This is a genomic window from Streptomyces sp. NPDC056503, from assembly GCF_042794995.1.
Lineage (GTDB): Bacteria > Actinomycetota > Actinomycetes > Streptomycetales > Streptomycetaceae > Streptomyces.
Map to the genome: position 1 here is coordinate 1 of NZ_JBHTST010000070.1, position 14,396 is coordinate 14,396.

Below are 14,396 nucleotides of genomic sequence, written 5' to 3' on the forward strand. Positions count from 1 at the left end.
CACCGTCCCCGGGGACGGTGGCCGCCTCTCTCGTGCGCGGGTCAGTGGCTCTGGGCGGCGAGCTCCTTCGCGGCCTCCGTCAGGTCCTTGGCGGTGTCGATGGCCCTCCAGTACGCCCCCTGGGGCAGCGGGAAGCCGGCCAGGCGCCGTTCGCGGGCGAGGCGGGGGAAGGTGGTCCGCTCGTGGTCGCCGAGGTCGGGGAGGAGCTCGGTGAAGGCGGGGGAGAAGACGTACACGCCGGCGTTGATGAGGAACGGCGACGGCGGCGCCTCGACGAAGTCGGTGATGTGCCCGAAGGTGTCGGTCTCGACGGCGCCCCACGGGATGCGGGGGCGGGCCAGGGCGAGGGTGGCGGTGGCGTCCCGCTCGGCGTGGAAGGCGGCCATCTCGCGCAGCGAGAAGCGGGTCCAGATGTCGCCGTTGGTGGCGTACCAGGGGCGGTCCGGATCGGGCAGGTGCGCGGCGGCGTACTTGAGGCCGCCGCCCCGGCCCAGCGGCTCGGTCTCGACGACCGTGGTGACCTTCAGGGGCAGGTCGGCCTCCTCCAGCCACTCCTGGAGTACGGCGGCGAGGTGCCCGCAGGAGACGACGGCGTCGGTCACGCCCTCGGCGGCCAGCCAGGAAAGCTGATGGCCGATGATCGGGGTCCCGGTGCCCGGGATCTCGACCATCGGCTTGGGGCGGTCGTCGGTGTAGGGGCGCAGCCGCGAGCCCTGGCCGCCCGCCAGGACCACGGCCTGCGTCGGAGTGGTGTGCATACGGGGAACGATAGGTGCCCCGCGGGCGTGGACGCGGTGACCGCGCTCAGGCCGTCGCGCGCATCACGCCGGTCGCGTACGCGGTGTCGCAGACCGGGCGGGAGAAGGCCTGGGCGCGGGCCGGGCCGTAGTGCTCGACGGCGGCGCGGCCGAGGGCGCGGGCGATCGACACGCAGTGCTCGGCGAGCGAGGGGCGGTTCTCCACCTCGCGCTGGAGGTGGGTGAGGGCGGCGCCGGGGTCCTTCTCCTGGAGCTCGGCGAGGAGCCGGTCGCGCAGGACGTCCTGCGGGGCGCGGGACTTGGCGCGGGTGGAGACGTCCGCGGAGGACGCGGTCAGCATCCGGCCGTCGGAGTCCTGGCCGGCCCACGGCACGGCGGACACCGCGAGCGTTCCCGACAGGACCAGGACGACGGGCAGGACGAGGGCGAGGGAGCGGCCGATTCGGCGGGCAGTGTGCGTCACGCCAGCGAGCGTAGCGGGCGGTAGTGATATGGCGACATTTAGTCACTCTCGCGAGGGACGGTTCGACGCGGCTTTTCGAATCCCGTGTTGACGCGGGGTGGTGAGGAGGGCCCTGAATGCCGGGGTTTTCCGGGGTAAGCCCGTTTAAACGAACGACCCCGCATCCGCAAGGGATACGGGGCCGTTCGCCACGGGCCGTTTCCGGCCCGGTGTCACTCGCTGATGCGGAGCTCCGTCGACTTGGAGAAGACGTGCAGCTCGCCGGCGCGCGGGACGACGTGCAGCGTGGAGCCCTTGGCGGGGATCTCACGGCCGCCGACGCGGACGACGACGTCCTTGTCCTCGCCGCCGACGCGGGTGGAGCCGTAGACGAAGCCGTCGGAGCCGAGCTCCTCGACGACGTTGACCGTGACGGCCACGCCGTCCTTGCCCGTCGGGCCCGAGACGTCGAAGTGCTCCGGGCGGACGCCGACGACGACGGTGGTGTCGCCGTTGGCCGCGGCGGTGGCGAGCGCGTCACGGGAGACCGGGACGACGCTGTTGCCGAACTTCACGCCGCCCTCGGTGATCGGGACCTCGATCAGGTTCATGGCGGGGGAGCCGATGAAGCCGGCGACGAAGAGGTTGGCGGGGCGGTCGTACATGTTGCGCGGGGTGTCGACCTGCTGGAGCAGACCGTCCTTCAGCACGGCGACGCGGTCGCCCATGGTGAGGGCCTCGGTCTGGTCGTGGGTGACGTAGACCGTGGTGATGCCGAGGCGGCGCTGGAGGCCGGCGATCTGCGTACGGGTCGAGACGCGGAGCTTGGCGTCGAGGTTCGACAGCGGCTCGTCCATGAGGAAGACCTGCGGCTCGCGGACGATGGCGCGGCCCATGGCGACACGCTGGCGCTGACCGCCGGAGAGCGCCTTCGGCTTGCGGTCGAGGTACTCGGTGAGGTCGAGGATCTTCGCGGCCTCCTCGACCTTGGCGCGGATCTCGGCCTTGTTGACGCCGGCGATCTTGAGCGCGAAGCCCATGTTGTCGGCGACGCTCATGTGCGGGTACAGCGCGTAGTTCTGGAACACCATGGCGATGTCCCGGTCCTTCGGCGGCAGGTGGGTGACGTCGCGGTCGCCGATGCGGATGGCACCCGCGTTCACGTCCTCCAGGCCGGCGAGCATGCGCAGCGAGGTCGACTTGCCACAGCCCGAGGGACCGACGAGGACGAGGAACTCGCCGTCCGCGATCTCGATGTCGAGCTGGTTGACGGAGGGCTTGGTGGCACCCGGGTAGATGCGGGTCGCCTTGTCGAAAGTGACGGAAGCCATGGTGATGTGTCCCTTCACCGGCAGGAACGTGCCGGACGATCCGAGTAAAGGAAGGATTGAGGTCTAGTCCACCAGGGTGAACTCCGCTCGACGCTACCTTGACGGTGTCCGGTCTGTCAGCAGTCGGAGTCGATGAGATTTTCGAGGGCGGTCCGGCGCCGGAGCGGCCGCCGTCGTTCTTCGGAGGGCGTTGGTCGCGCTGTGTAGAGTGGGGGCCACTCGCGCGTGGGAACGCGCGTGTGCCTCCTTAGCTCAGTCCGGCCAGAGCAACGCACTTGTAATGCGTAGGTCGTCGGTTCGAATCCGACAGGGGGCTCCACCGATCTCGTGTCCCGGACCGCTCAGGTCCGGGACACGCGTGCGTTGCGGGGGCGTAGAGTGCGGGCGCGCGCCAGGGGGGTGTCGCATCGCACAGGGGGCTGGGTCGCTTGCGAAGAATCGTTGCGCTCGGAGGGGCCGCCGTCATGCTGGCGGCGGGACTGGTGGGCGGGGCCTCGGCGGCCTCGGCGTCCACGCGGGAACTGATCGACTTCACGATCGAGGACCGGGTGCTCCAGCCCGGGGTGGGCTGGGCCGAGCTGGGCCCGACGGGGTTCACGTACGACGGGGGTGACGGCGGTGCCGACTCGTTCGACGGGACGCTCGTCTACGCCCTCGGCAAGGCGCCGCTGACCGATCCGGCCTGGGCGAACGGCGGCCTGCCCGCCGGGCTCCGGCTCGGCGAGGAGACCAGCTGCGAGGCCGGTGCGGCGGCCGGGGTCTACCTCTGCCCGGTCACGGACGAGAACCCCTGGACGGCGCTGGACATCGCCGCCGCCACGTCCACCGCCCACGGCACCACGCTCCACTACGGCGCGGTCTACGTCCCGCGCGGCGGTGACCTGGAGAAGGGCGTGAAGGAGGCCCAGACGGCGGGCTCCCTGCCCGAGACCGGCCGGCGTGCCGCCCGCACGGTCACGGTGAAGTCCCTGGAGCACGTCTCCCGGAACACCCTGAAGTTCGCCACGCCGCCGCTGCCGGCGGGGGGCACGGTCACCCACTCGATCACGGTGCACGCGGTCGACAAGGGCTCGCTGGAGCTCGGTTTCGAGCCGGGTGACGGGATGCGGGACTGGGAGCCGGGCGAGGTGCCGGTGAACGTCACCGGCTACAGCGCCGGTTCCTCCGCCGCCCGGTGCGACTTCTTCACGGACGACGTCACCGCGGGGGGCGGTCTGCTCTGCGAGATCGACCCCGGGAGCGGCGGTCCGGTCGACGTCACCGTCTCGTACACGCTGAAGGCCGGTTCCGCGGCCGCCGCCTGGAAGATCAGGTCGTACGCCGCCTACGGGGTGTACGACTGGGGCCTCGGCAACCCGGAGGCGGCGAGCGAGTTCTCGGTGCAGAGCTCCCGTCCGGTGCCGGCGCGGTTCGCGATGGTCTCGCGCGACAAGTCGGGCGTCCTGCGCTGGCACCACGGCACCGGCAAGGCCTCGTCGCCCTTCCGGGAGTACGCCGAGCTCGTGGGCGCCGGCTGGCAGACCTACGACACGATCGCCAAGCTCGCGCCGTTCACCGCGACGGGCACCGGCGGCGGGCTCGTCGGCCGGGACGCGTCCGGCGTGCTCTGGCACTACCGGACCACCGGCCGCTGGTACGACCCCTTCGCGCCCCGCACCAAGGTCGGCGGCGGCTGGCAGGTCTACGACTCCCTCACCGGCGTCGGCGACGTCTCCGGCGACGGCCGTCCCGACCTGATCGCCCGGGACAAGACCGGCGTGCTCTGGCTCTACCAGGGCAACGGCGCCGGCGGGTTCGCCGGGCGCGTCAAGGTCGGCGCCGGCTGGGGGACGTACAACCAGCTCACCGGCTCCGGTGACCTCGACGGCGACGGCAGGGCCGATCTGATCGCGCGGGACAAGACGGGCGTCCTGTGGTTCTACCGGGGCACCGGCAAGCCGGCGACGCCGTTCGCGGCCCGCGCCAAGGTCGGCGGCGGCTGGCAGGTCTACCCGATGGTGTCGGCGCCGGGCGACCTGACCGACGACGGCAGGGCGGACCTGGTCGCCCGGGACGCGGCCGGCAAGGTCTACCTGTACCGGGGCACCGGCAAGGCGGCCGCGCCGTACGCGAGCCGGACGGCGATCGCGGTGGCGGAGCTGCCGTCCTCGGTGAACCTGCTGTTCTGAGCCGGACGTGAGCGAAGGCCCCGTGCCCGGGAGGGCGCGGGGCCTTTCGCGTGTCCGTCGGCGGCAGCCGGTGTCCGTCAGCGGCCCGCGACGCGGTTCGCCCAGACCGCCACGCGGTCCGTCGTCGCCGTGTGGGTGGTGGTCTCGCGGTGGTCGGCGCCGCGGAAGGCGGCGTACATGGTGTGGACGCCGAGCCAGCGGAGGGGCTCCGGCTCCCACTTGCGGACCTTGTGGTTCACCCAGGGGAGGGTGGTGAGGTCGGTGGGGCCGGACTGGCCGGAGTCCTGCCTGATCAGGTCGCGGAGGGTGCGGGCGGCGAGGTTGGTGGTGGCGACGCCGGAGCCGACGTAGCCGCCGGCCCAGCCGAGGCCGGTGGAGCGGTCGAGGGTGGCGGTGGCGCACCAGTCGCGGGGCACGCCCAGGACGCCGGACCAGGCGTGGTCGATACCGATGCCCGCCAGCTGGGGGAAGAAGCGGACGAGGAGGTCGTGGAGGGCCTGGACGGTCCGGGGCTGGGTGCGGCCGTCGTTGTCCGTCTTCGAGCCGTAGCGGTAGGGGACGCCCCGGCCGCCGAGGGCGATGCGGCCGTCGGCGGTGCGCTGGGCGTACATGTAGGCGTGGGCCATGTCGCCGAGGGTCTCCAGGCCGTTCCAGCCGATGGACTCCCACTGGGCGTCGGTGAGCGGCTCGGTGGCGATCATGGAGGAGTTCATGGGGAGCCAGGTGCGGCGCTGGCCGGCGAGGGAGGCGGTGAAGCCCTCGGTGCAGCGCAGGACGTACGGGGCGCGGACGGTGCCGTAGGGGGTGACGGCGTGCTGGGGCCTGATCTCGGTGACCGGGGTCGACTCGTGGATCGTGACGCCCAGCGCCTCGACGGCGGCGCGCAGGCCGTTGACGAGCTTCACCGGATGGAGGCGGGCGCCGTGCGGGGTCCAGGAGGAGCCGACGGCGCCGGCGACGCGGATGCGTTCGGCGGTCTCGCGGGCGCCGTGGATCTCGCGGTCGGTCTCGCCGAAGGCGTGCTCGACGGCGTGGAACTCCTTGAGGCGGGCCAGCTGGGCGGGGGTGAGGGCGACCTCCAGGACACCGCCGCGGTGCTGGTCGGCCTCGATCTTCTCGGCGTCGAGGACGTCGAGGACCTCGGTGACGGTGGCGTTCATGGCCTGCTGGAGGCGGACGGCGGCGTCGTGGCCGTGGAGCTTGGCGTAGCGGTCGCGGCCGGCGATGCCGTTGTAGAGCCAGCCGCCGTTGCGGCCGGAGGCGCCGTAGCCGCAGAAGCGGGCCTCCAGGACGACGATGTCGAGGAAGGGCGCGGCCTTCTTCAGGTAGTAGGCGGTCCACAGTCCGGTGTAGCCGCCGCCGACGACGCAGACGTCGGCGGTCCGGTCGCCGGGGAGTGGCTCGTGGGGTTCCGGCAGGCCCTCCTGGGCGAACCAGAAGGAGATGCCGCCGTTGACCGTGGCGCGCGTACTGCCCGTACTGCTGTTCATTCCTGTCCCTCTTCCCGGTGCGTGGCGGGAGGCTACCGGGGGCGTTGGTCCTCTGGATACGGGTCTTTCGGCGGGTGGCCGCGGGCGGGGGCGCGCCTAGGTTCGGGAGTGCGGATTTCGTCGCTCCGGAAGGATTCCCCCATGTCTGTGCGCAGGACTCGGCGTGCCCTCGCCGCCGCGGTCGCCGCGGGTCTCATCGGCCTTGCGGCCGTGGGGTGTTCGTCGGACGGCGGCTCGTCGTCGGACGCGGCCGGGAAGGTCGCGGCGGCGCCGGCGGCGCACGCGGAGACGCTGCGCGGGCTGCCGTCGGCGGTGGAGGGTACGAAGATCGTCGTCGGTGCGGCGGACGCCCCGCACACGGTCACGGTGTACGCGGACCCCCGCTGCCCCTTCTGCGCGAAGTTCGAGGCGGGCGGCGGCGCGGTGCTGGCCGAGCGGGCCGCGAGGGGCGAGGTGAGGGTCGAGTACGTCATCGCCTCCTTCCTCGACGCGCGGACCGGCGGTACGGCCTCGGCGCGGGCGGCGAACGCGCTGCGGGCGGCGGCGGAGGCGGGCCCGGGGAGGTTCGCGGAGTTCCAGGCGGCGCTGTTCGCCTCGCAGCCGGCCGACGAGTCGAAGGACGCCTTCACCGCCGGTCACCTGCTGCGGATCGCGGACGGGGTGGACGGGCTGCGGAGCGAGGCCTTCGACCGCGCGGTGCGGGAGGAGTCGTACGGGACGTGGGTGGCGGACGCGGAGAAGGCCTTCGAGGACTCCGGTGTCGGCGGGACGCCCACCGTGCGGGTGGACGGGAAGGCGCTGGACGGCGGGAGCGGGCTGTACGACGCGGGGGAGTTCGGGAAGCTGCTGGACGGGGCCCTCGGGTCGTAGGGTCGGGAGGGTGATCGACGTACCCGAGGAACTCGCGGCCAGTCAGGCGAAGTACAACGGCGAGGCGGGGCGGGCGTTCGTCGCCGCGCTGCCCGGGCTGGCCGAGGAGTACCTCGGCCGGTGGGGGCTGCGGCTCGACGGCCCCTCGATGCACGGGGTGGCCTCGCTGGTGCTGCCGGTGGAGCGGGCGGACGGCACGCCCGCCGCGCTCAAGCTCCAACTCCTCGACGAGGAGTCCGCCGGCGAGCCGGTGGCGCTCCGCGCCTGGGGCGGCGACGGTGTGGTGCACCTCCTGGAGCACGACGCGGAGTCGGGCGCGATGCTCCTCGAACGGGCCGACCACCGGCGCCACTTGTCGCGGCACGGCGACGAGCGGGAGGCCGTGCGGATCCTGGCCGGGCTGCTCGCCCGGCTGTCGGCCAGCCCCGCGCCGCCCGGGCTGCGGGGGCTCGGCGACATCGCCGCGGACATGCTCGCGCGGACGCCCGGCGCGGCCGCCCGGCTGGGGGCCGCGGACGCGGCGCTGCTCGCGGAGTGCGCCGCCGCCGTCCGGGAGGTGGCGGGCGAGCCGGGCGACCGGCTGCTCCACTGGGACCTGCACTACGACAACGTGCTGGGCGCGGAGCGCGAGCCGTGGCTGGTGATCGACCCGAAGCCGCTCGCGGGCGACCCGGGGTTCGAGCTGCTGCCGGCCCTGACGGACCGGTGGGACCCGGATCCGGCCGTGATCCGGTGGCGGTTCGACCTGCTGACCGAGCGGCTCGGGCTCGACCGGGAGCGGGCGCTGGCGTGGACGCTGGGCCGGGTGCTCCAGAACGGGCTGTGGGACGTCGAGGACGGCGAGCCCGCGCTCGACGCCGACCAGGTGGTCATCGCGCGGGCGCTGCTGGCACGCTGACCCCATGATCCGTACCGCCACCCCGGCCGACGTGCCCGTCATCCACGACCTGATCCGTGACCTCGCGGAGTACGAGAAGGCCCTCGACGAGGTCCGCGCGACCCGGGAGCAGCTCCACGAGGCGCTGTTCGGCGAGCGTCCGGCCGTCTTCGCGCACATCGCGGAGGGCGAGGGCGGCGAGCCGGTCGGTTTCGCGCTGTGGTTCCTGAGCTTCTCGACCTGGCGCGGGGTGCACGGCATCAGCCTGGAGGACCTGTACGTCCGTCCGGAGGCGCGCGGCGGCGGTCACGGCAGGGCGCTCATGGCCGAACTGGCCCGCCTCTGCGTGGAGCGCGGCTACGAGCGCCTGGAGTGGCCGGTGCTCAAGTGGAACCGTCCGTCGATCGACTTCTACGAGTCGCTGGGCGCCCGCCCGCAGGACGAGTGGTCGGTGTACCGGCTGACGGACGGGGCCCTGGCGGCGCTCGGCGCGCGGGGCGAGGTGTAGGAATTCCCTATGTGCAATGACGACAACGGCCACGGCCACGACATGGGCGTCGAGGCCCGGTTCCAGCGGATGACCGCTTTCATCGAGGCCCGGCTGACCCCGCTCTTCGACCCGGAGAACGGCAGCGACCACGGGTTCGGGATGGACGACACCTCCCGCGCCCTGCGGGCGCTGCGCTACACCGTGCAGGCCGCCTCGCAGGTCGGCGGGCTGGTGGAGAAGCGGGAGACGGCGCCGGAGCTGCGGCTGGTGGTGGACCAGGCGCTGGAGCACAACTGGGACGCGCTGCGCTCCATCGCCCGGATGTGGGAGGACCACGAGGACTTCCTGAAGGAGTTCAAGGCGCACTCCTGGGACGTCCTCGGCGTCTGACCAGCCAGACCCCGCCTGATCCGCCTGGCTCCACCTGATCGGCCTGGCTCCACCTGATCCGCCCGGCTCCGGCCGGCGTCGGCTCAGGGGATCAGGACCACCTTGCCCATCGTGCCCCGGGTCTCCAGGGCGCGGTGGGCTTCCGTCGCTTCGGCGAGGGGGAAGCGGTGGACGGCGGGGCGGAGGGTTCCCGCGGAGGCCGCGGCGAGGGCGGCGAGTTCGAGGTTCCGGACGTCGCCGCCGGCCTTGCGGATCATGACGGGGCCGAGGACGGAACCGGAGGTGATGCCGCGGGCGGTGAGTTCCTCCTCGGTGAAGGCGAGTGCCTCGCCGTCGTGGAGGCCCGCGCCGGACCAGCCGAAGACGAGGTGCTGCCCGCCCCTGCCGAGGAGGTCGACGGCGGCGCGGCCGGTGTCGCCGCCGACGGAGTCGAAGACGACGGTGGCGGTGCGGTCGCCGAGGAAGGCGCGGACCTCGGCCGGCCAGTCGGGGCGGGTGTAGTCGACGGCGAGGTCGGCGCCGTTCTCGCGGACGCGGGCGACCTTGGCGGGGCCGCCGGCGAGGCCGACGACGGTGGCGCCGGCGTTCTTGGCGTACTGGACGAGGAGGGTGCCGATGCCGCCGGCGGCGGCGGGCACGATCGCGACCGAGTCGGGGCCGAGTTCGGTGAACAGGAGGATGCCGAGGGTGGTGCGGCCGGTGCCGATCATGGCGACGGCCTCGGCCTCGCCGAGGTGGTCGGGGAGGGCGTGGAGGCGGGCGGCGTCGGTGACGGCGAGTTCGGCGTAGCCCCCGGGGTTCATGCCGAGGTGGGCGACGACGCGCTTGCCGAGCCAGGCGGGGTCGGTGCCCTCGCCCACGGCGTCGACGGTGCCGGCCACCTCGCGGCCGGGCACGGTGGGGAGTTCGGCGGGGGCGGGGAAGGGGCCGGTCGCGCCCTCGCGGAGGGCGGCGTCGAGGAGGTGGACGCCGGCGGCGGCGACGGCGATCCGGACCTGGCCGGGGGCGGGTTCGGGGGCCGGGACCTCCTCGTAGGTGAGGTTCTCGGCGGGGCCGAAGGAGTGGAGGCGGACGGCGTGCATGACGGTTCCCCTGACGTCGTGTGCGGGCTGACGCGGTCAAGACTGGTACCTGAACCTTGCTTGAGGTCAAGGGCGGGTCCGTTGTCGGTGGCGTGGGCCACGATGGGGGCATGAAGCGAAAGACCAAGGCGCCCCGCCGGGTGGAGCTGAGGCTGCCGCCCCTGGAGCCGTACGACGGCGGGCTCGGGCCCGACGGGGACTACGACGGACTCGACCTGGCCGGGCTCGACCTGGCCGGCGCCTCGGGCGAGGGCGCGCGGTTCCTGGACTGCGCGGTGCGGGAGTGCGTGCTGGACGAGGCGCGGCTGACGGGGGCGCGGTTCCTGGACTCGCGGCTGGAGGCGGTGCGCGGCGTGGGCACCGACCTGTCGGGGGCGCAGCTGCGGGACGCGGAGGTCGTGGAGGCGCGGTTCGGGGGGACGCAGCTGCACGGCTCGGCGTGGGAGCGGGTGCTGGTCAGAGGCGGCAAGTGGGACTACCCGAACCTGCGGGCGGCGACCCTGCGGGACGTGGTCTTCGAGGGCTGCGTCCTGGTGGAGCCGGACTTCGCCGGGGCCACCCTGGAGCGGGTCGCGTTCGTGGACTGCGAGCTGGTCGGGGTGGACGTCTCCGGGGCGAGGCTGACGGACGTGGACCTGCGGGGGGTGCGGCGGCTGGAGATCGCGCGGGGGGTGGAGTCCCTGGCGGGCGCGGTGATCTCCTCGGCGCAGCTGCTCGACCTGGCGCCGGTGTTCGCGGCGCGGCTGGGGGTGCGGGTGGAGGACTGAGCCCCCCGGGTCACCTGACGCGGGGGAAGCGGGCCTGGAGGTCCCAGACGGCCGGGTTGTCCGCCAGGCCCTCGTGCATGTCGGTGAGGTCGGCGATCAGGTCGTGGAGGAAGTCGCGGGCCTCGCGGCGCAGTTCGGTGTGCGAGAAGGTGAGCGGCGGCTCGTCGCCGGCCATCCAGTCGGCCTCGACGTCGACCCAGCCGAAGCGGCGCTCGAAGAGCATCCGGTCCGAGGACTCGGTGAAGTCGAGCTCGGCGTACTGGGGGCGGGACGCGCGGCTGCCCTGCGGGTCCCGGTCGACCTGTTCGACGATGTCGCAGAGCGCCCACGCGAAGTCGAGGACGGGCACCCATCCCCAGGCCGTGGACACCTCGCGGTCCTCCTTGGTGTCCGCGAGGTAGACGTCGCCGCAGAAGAGGTCGTGGCGCAGGGCGTGGACGTCCGCCCGCCGGTAGTCGGTCTGCGGAGGGTCGGGGAAGCGCCGGGAGAGGGAGTAGCCGATGTCGAGCACGCACCGATGGTGTCACGACCTCCGGACCCCCGGGCGCCCCGGCGGGGGCTCAGACGCGGTGGACCGCCCGCGCGACCCTCGGGCCCAGCCAGCGCTTGAGGCGGCGCAGGGCCTCCAGGCGGCCGGCGGCGCGGTCGAGGCGGTAGTAGAGCTGCGGCGGGACGTACGGGAGGAGGGGGGAGTGGCGCTGGCCGAGGAGGGCGAACATCCGGTCCGGCTCCAGGTCCATGTAGCGGGGCAGGTTCTCGTACCACTGGGCGCTCAGGCGGGCCGCGCTCTGGGCGGAGACGAGTTCGGCGCGGCGCCGCTTCCCGTAGGCGGCGAGGGCCGTGTCGAGGTCGGCGGGGTGGGCGCGCAGGGCCTCGGCGAGGGCGAGGGCGTCCTCCAGGGCGAGGGTGGTGCCGGCGCCGATCGAGTAGTGGGTGGTGTGGGCGGCGTCGCCGAGGAGGACGGTCCGGCCGCGGTGCCACGCGCGCGTGGTCAGGGTGCGGAAGCGGAGCCACTGGGCGGGTTCGTCGCCCCGGTCGCGGCCGATGAGGGCGTGGCCGTCGAGGAGGTCGTGGAAGAGCTTCTCCAGGAGGGCGAGGCAGTCCCCCTCGGCCATGGTGTCCAGGCCGAGGCCGGTCCAGGTGCCGGGGGCGCACTCGACGACGCAGGTGGAGCGCTCGCCGCTGAAGCCGTAGGCGTAGCACCAGATCCAGCCGTGCTCGGTCTCCTTAAAGGCGAAGCTGAAGGAGTCGAAGACCTTGCCGGTGCCGAGCCAGATGTAGGGGTTCCGGCCGGTGGCGAAGGTGCCGCCGTAGTGGTCGGCGTGGGCCTCGCGCAGGGCGCTGTGGACGCCGTCGGCGGCGACGACCAGATCGGCGTCGGCGAGCTCCGGGGCGTCGGGGCCGGCGATCGGGTGCTCGTACGCCACCTCGACGCCGAGTGCGGCGGCGCGGTCGGCGAGGAGGCCGAGCATCCTGCGGCGGCCGATGCCGAAGCCGGCGTCGCCGCGGTGGACGGTCCGCTCGTCGCGGACGATGGCGAGGCCGTCCGTCCAGGTCACCGAGGCGTCGGTGACGGCGGCGGCGGACTCCGGGTCGCCCGCCCGCAGCTTGTCGAGGAGCCCCGCCCAGTAGGTGACGCCCCAGCCGTAGGTGGAGCCGGCGGCGTTCCGCTCGTACACGGCGATCTCGTGGGAGGGGTCCTGCCGCTTGAGCAGGATCGAGAGGTACAGGCCGGCGGGCCCGCCACCGACGACGGCGATCTTCACGTGGGCTCCCACAGGGGCGTGACGCTGTGCACTGGAACGACAGCGCACGGTAGCAGTCCCGGGGGGCTCAGGGGAGCAGGCGCTGCTCCTTCGCGACCGCCACGGCGCCGGCCCGCGTGTCGACGCCGAGCTTGGCGTAGATCCGGCCGAGGTGGGTCTTGACGGTGGCCTCGCTGATGAAGAGGGCGCGGGCGATCTCCTTGTTGCCGAGGCCGTGCGCCAGCTGGCCGAGGATGTCCCGCTCCCGGTCGGTGAGGGACGGGCCGGCGGCTCCCCGCATCCGGTCCATGACCCGGCTCGCGACCGGCGGGGAGAGGGCGGTGCGCCCCTGGGCGGCGGAGTGGATCGCGGCGAAGAGCTCCTCGGGCCGTTCGGCCTTCAGGAGGTAGCCGGTGGCGCCCGCCTCGATGGCGCGGGTGATGTCGGCGTCGGTGTCGTACGTGGTGAGGACGAGGACGTGGACGCCGGTCGGCGCGATCCGGCGGGTGGCCTCCACACCGTCGATGCCGGCGCCGAGCTGGAGGTCCATCAGGACCACGTCCGGCTTCAGCTTGGCGGCCATCGCGACGGCCTCCTCGCCGCTGCCGGCCTCGCCGACGACCTCGATGTCGGGCGTGGAGCCCAGCAGGGCGAGCAGCCCGGCGCGGACGACGGCATGGTCGTCGCAGAGCAGGATGCGTACGGTCACGGGCCGGCCTTCCGTCAGGGTGCGGGGGGAGCGGGGGGCGAGGTGGGTCGCGGGGGCGTGAGCGGGACGAGGGGGAGGGCGGCGGAGAGCACCGTGCCCTCGCCGGGGGTCGACTCCACCGTAAGCGTGCCGCCCAGCTGCCGGGCCCGGACCCGCATCGCGGGCAGGCCGTGGCCGCGGACGCCGCCGCCGTCGCGGGCGGCCGACGGATCGAAGCCGCTGCCGTCGTCGGCGACGTCCAGGACCACCTGGTCGTCGAGGTAGGTGAGGGTGAGCGCGGCGGAGGTCGCGCCGGCGTGCTCGCGGATGTTGGCGAGCGCGCCCTGCGCGATCCGCAGCAGCGCCGACTGCGCCCGGTCCGGCAGCGGCACGGGCGTGCCGTCGACCCGGAAGGCGGCCGACTCGCGCTCGGCGAGGCCGCGCAGCGCCTGCTCCAGACCGCCGCCCTCGGCGAGGTCGGCGGGGGCCAGGTCGTGGACGAAGCGCCGGGCCTCGGCGAGGTTCCGCTCGGCGATCGACTCGGCCGTACGGACGTGGCGCCGGGCGGTCGCCGGGTCGCCGTCCCAGGTGCGGTCGGCGGCCTGGAGCAGCATCTGTTGGCTGGACAGGCCCTGGGCGAGGGTGTCGTGGATCTCCATGGAGAGCCGCTGGCGTTCCGCGAGGGTGCCCTCGCGCCGCTCGATCGCGGCGAGTTCGCGGCGGGTGCGGATCAGGTCGTCGATGAGGGCGCGCTGCCGGGCCGCCTGCCGGTCGGCGTGGACGAGGACGCCGGTGGCGATCGCGGCGACGGCCGGCGGGGCCACGATCAGGTTGGGGTCCCAGCCGCCGTGCGAGAGCTGCACCTGCGCGAAGACGACGAAGGCGGTGAGCAGGGCGACGAGGACGAGCGCGGCCCTCGGCGGCAGCGTCCGCAGGCCGGTGAAGAAGAGGGGGACCGCGCACCAGGCGAAGCTGGGCGCGAGGACGACGAGCACCACCCAGACGGCGACGACCGTGCACAGCCAGGCGATCCGGCGGGGGGTGGCGCGGGTGCCGAGGACCGGCCCGAGGAGGTAGAGGGCGGCGAGCGCGCCGGAGAGCGCGATGATCCAGGGGCTGCGGTCCTCCCACTCGTGGCGGAGCAGGAAGCGGACCAGGGAGGCGCCGAGCAGCAGGAAGAACGCCACGTGCATGACGCCGGCCAGCCAGCCGGCGTCGGGGTCGTGGACGGGGCCGCCGCGCGGCGCGTGGCCGGCGGGGGCGGGGCCGCGGGGGGCGCCCGCCGCATCCTGGTCGTA

At 73.8% G+C, this 14,396-nt stretch carries 15 protein-coding genes and 1 tRNA gene; 7 read left to right on the top strand and 9 right to left on the bottom strand.

The window, feature by feature from the left end:
• Window positions 1-41 precede the first annotated feature (41 nt).
• The 3 genes from ACFQ8C_RS21195 to ACFQ8C_RS21205 form a co-directional block, all read right to left on the bottom strand.
• A complete protein-coding gene (locus tag ACFQ8C_RS21195) occupies window positions 42-758 on the bottom strand; it encodes an NDP-sugar synthase (RefSeq protein ID WP_383459701.1) in 717 nt (238 codons plus the stop codon).
• 46 nt (window positions 759-804) lie between these two features.
• Window positions 805-1,221: a hypothetical protein gene (locus ACFQ8C_RS21200; protein ID WP_383459704.1), complete on the bottom strand. Its 417-nt coding sequence runs from the start codon at window positions 1,219-1,221 to the stop codon at window positions 805-807.
• Window positions 1,222-1,433: 212 nt separating this feature from the next.
• A complete protein-coding gene (locus ACFQ8C_RS21205) occupies window positions 1,434-2,531 on the bottom strand; it encodes an ABC transporter ATP-binding protein (RefSeq protein WP_383459707.1) in 1,098 nt (365 codons plus the stop codon).
• Between the two features lie 241 nt (window positions 2,532-2,772).
• On the opposite strand from ACFQ8C_RS21205, the gene ACFQ8C_RS21210 reads away from it, so the two are divergent.
• Together ACFQ8C_RS21210 and ACFQ8C_RS21215 are read left to right on the top strand one after the other, a co-directional pair.
• A tRNA-Thr gene (locus ACFQ8C_RS21210) sits at window positions 2,773-2,850 on the top strand.
• 109 nt (window positions 2,851-2,959) lie between these two features.
• Entirely contained in the window at window positions 2,960-4,699 is a 1,740-nt protein-coding gene (locus tag ACFQ8C_RS21215) for an FG-GAP repeat domain-containing protein (protein ID WP_383459710.1), read from the top strand.
• A gap of 77 nt (window positions 4,700-4,776) precedes the next feature.
• Here the strand turns inward: ACFQ8C_RS21215 and ACFQ8C_RS21220 are convergent, their stop codons facing one another.
• On the bottom strand, window positions 4,777-6,189 hold the full coding sequence (locus ACFQ8C_RS21220) for an NAD(P)/FAD-dependent oxidoreductase (RefSeq protein WP_383459713.1): 1,413 nt from the start codon (window positions 6,187-6,189) through the stop codon (window positions 4,777-4,779).
• Window positions 6,190-6,330: 141 nt separating this feature from the next.
• On the opposite strand from ACFQ8C_RS21220, the gene ACFQ8C_RS21225 reads away from it, so the two are divergent.
• Genes ACFQ8C_RS21225 through ACFQ8C_RS21240 form a run of 4 tightly spaced genes read left to right on the top strand, consistent with a single transcriptional unit; the run spans window position 6,331 to window position 8,816 of the window.
• Window positions 6,331-7,059 carry a DsbA family protein gene (locus tag ACFQ8C_RS21225; RefSeq protein ID WP_383459716.1) on the top strand — a complete coding sequence of 243 codons (729 nt, stop codon included), beginning with the start codon at window positions 6,331-6,333 and terminating at the stop codon, window positions 7,057-7,059.
• Window positions 7,060-7,069: 10 nt separating this feature from the next.
• Window positions 7,070-7,957, top strand: coding sequence for an aminoglycoside phosphotransferase family protein (locus ACFQ8C_RS21230; RefSeq protein ID WP_383459719.1), 888 nt, complete (start codon window positions 7,070-7,072; stop codon window positions 7,955-7,957).
• Window positions 7,958-7,961: 4 nt separating this feature from the next.
• Window positions 7,962-8,444 carry a GNAT family N-acetyltransferase gene (locus tag ACFQ8C_RS21235; RefSeq protein ID WP_383459722.1) on the top strand — a complete coding sequence of 161 codons (483 nt, stop codon included), beginning with the start codon at window positions 7,962-7,964 and terminating at the stop codon, window positions 8,442-8,444.
• Window positions 8,445-8,453: 9 nt separating this feature from the next.
• Window positions 8,454-8,816 (top strand): hypothetical protein, encoded by a 363-nt coding sequence (locus ACFQ8C_RS21240; protein ID WP_383459725.1) that lies wholly within the window; start codon window positions 8,454-8,456, stop codon window positions 8,814-8,816.
• A gap of 83 nt (window positions 8,817-8,899) precedes the next feature.
• On the opposite strand, the gene ACFQ8C_RS21245 is transcribed toward ACFQ8C_RS21240, so the two are convergent.
• Window positions 8,900-9,898 carry a zinc-binding dehydrogenase gene (locus ACFQ8C_RS21245; protein ID WP_383459728.1) on the bottom strand — a complete coding sequence of 333 codons (999 nt, stop codon included), beginning with the start codon at window positions 9,896-9,898 and terminating at the stop codon, window positions 8,900-8,902.
• 110 nt (window positions 9,899-10,008) lie between these two features.
• Between ACFQ8C_RS21245 and ACFQ8C_RS21250 the strand changes: the two genes are divergently transcribed.
• Complete coding sequence (locus ACFQ8C_RS21250; RefSeq protein WP_383459729.1) at window positions 10,009-10,665, top strand: pentapeptide repeat-containing protein; 657 nt, start codon at window positions 10,009-10,011, stop codon at window positions 10,663-10,665.
• Between the two features lie 10 nt (window positions 10,666-10,675).
• Here the strand turns inward: ACFQ8C_RS21250 and ACFQ8C_RS21255 are convergent, their stop codons facing one another.
• The 4 genes from ACFQ8C_RS21255 to ACFQ8C_RS21270 form a co-directional block, all read right to left on the bottom strand.
• Entirely contained in the window at window positions 10,676-11,176 is a 501-nt protein-coding gene (locus tag ACFQ8C_RS21255) for a hypothetical protein (protein ID WP_383459732.1), read from the bottom strand.
• Between the two features lie 49 nt (window positions 11,177-11,225).
• Window positions 11,226-12,431 (bottom strand): FAD-dependent monooxygenase, encoded by a 1,206-nt coding sequence (locus tag ACFQ8C_RS21260; protein ID WP_383459735.1) that lies wholly within the window; start codon window positions 12,429-12,431, stop codon window positions 11,226-11,228.
• 67 nt (window positions 12,432-12,498) lie between these two features.
• Complete coding sequence (locus ACFQ8C_RS21265) at window positions 12,499-13,119, bottom strand: response regulator (RefSeq protein WP_383459737.1); 621 nt, start codon at window positions 13,117-13,119, stop codon at window positions 12,499-12,501.
• Window positions 13,120-13,133: 14 nt separating this feature from the next.
• Window positions 13,134-14,291 carry a sensor histidine kinase gene (locus tag ACFQ8C_RS21270; RefSeq protein ID WP_383459792.1) on the bottom strand — a complete coding sequence of 386 codons (1,158 nt, stop codon included), beginning with the start codon at window positions 14,289-14,291 and terminating at the stop codon, window positions 13,134-13,136.
• Between the last annotated feature and the right edge of the window lie 105 nt (window positions 14,292-14,396).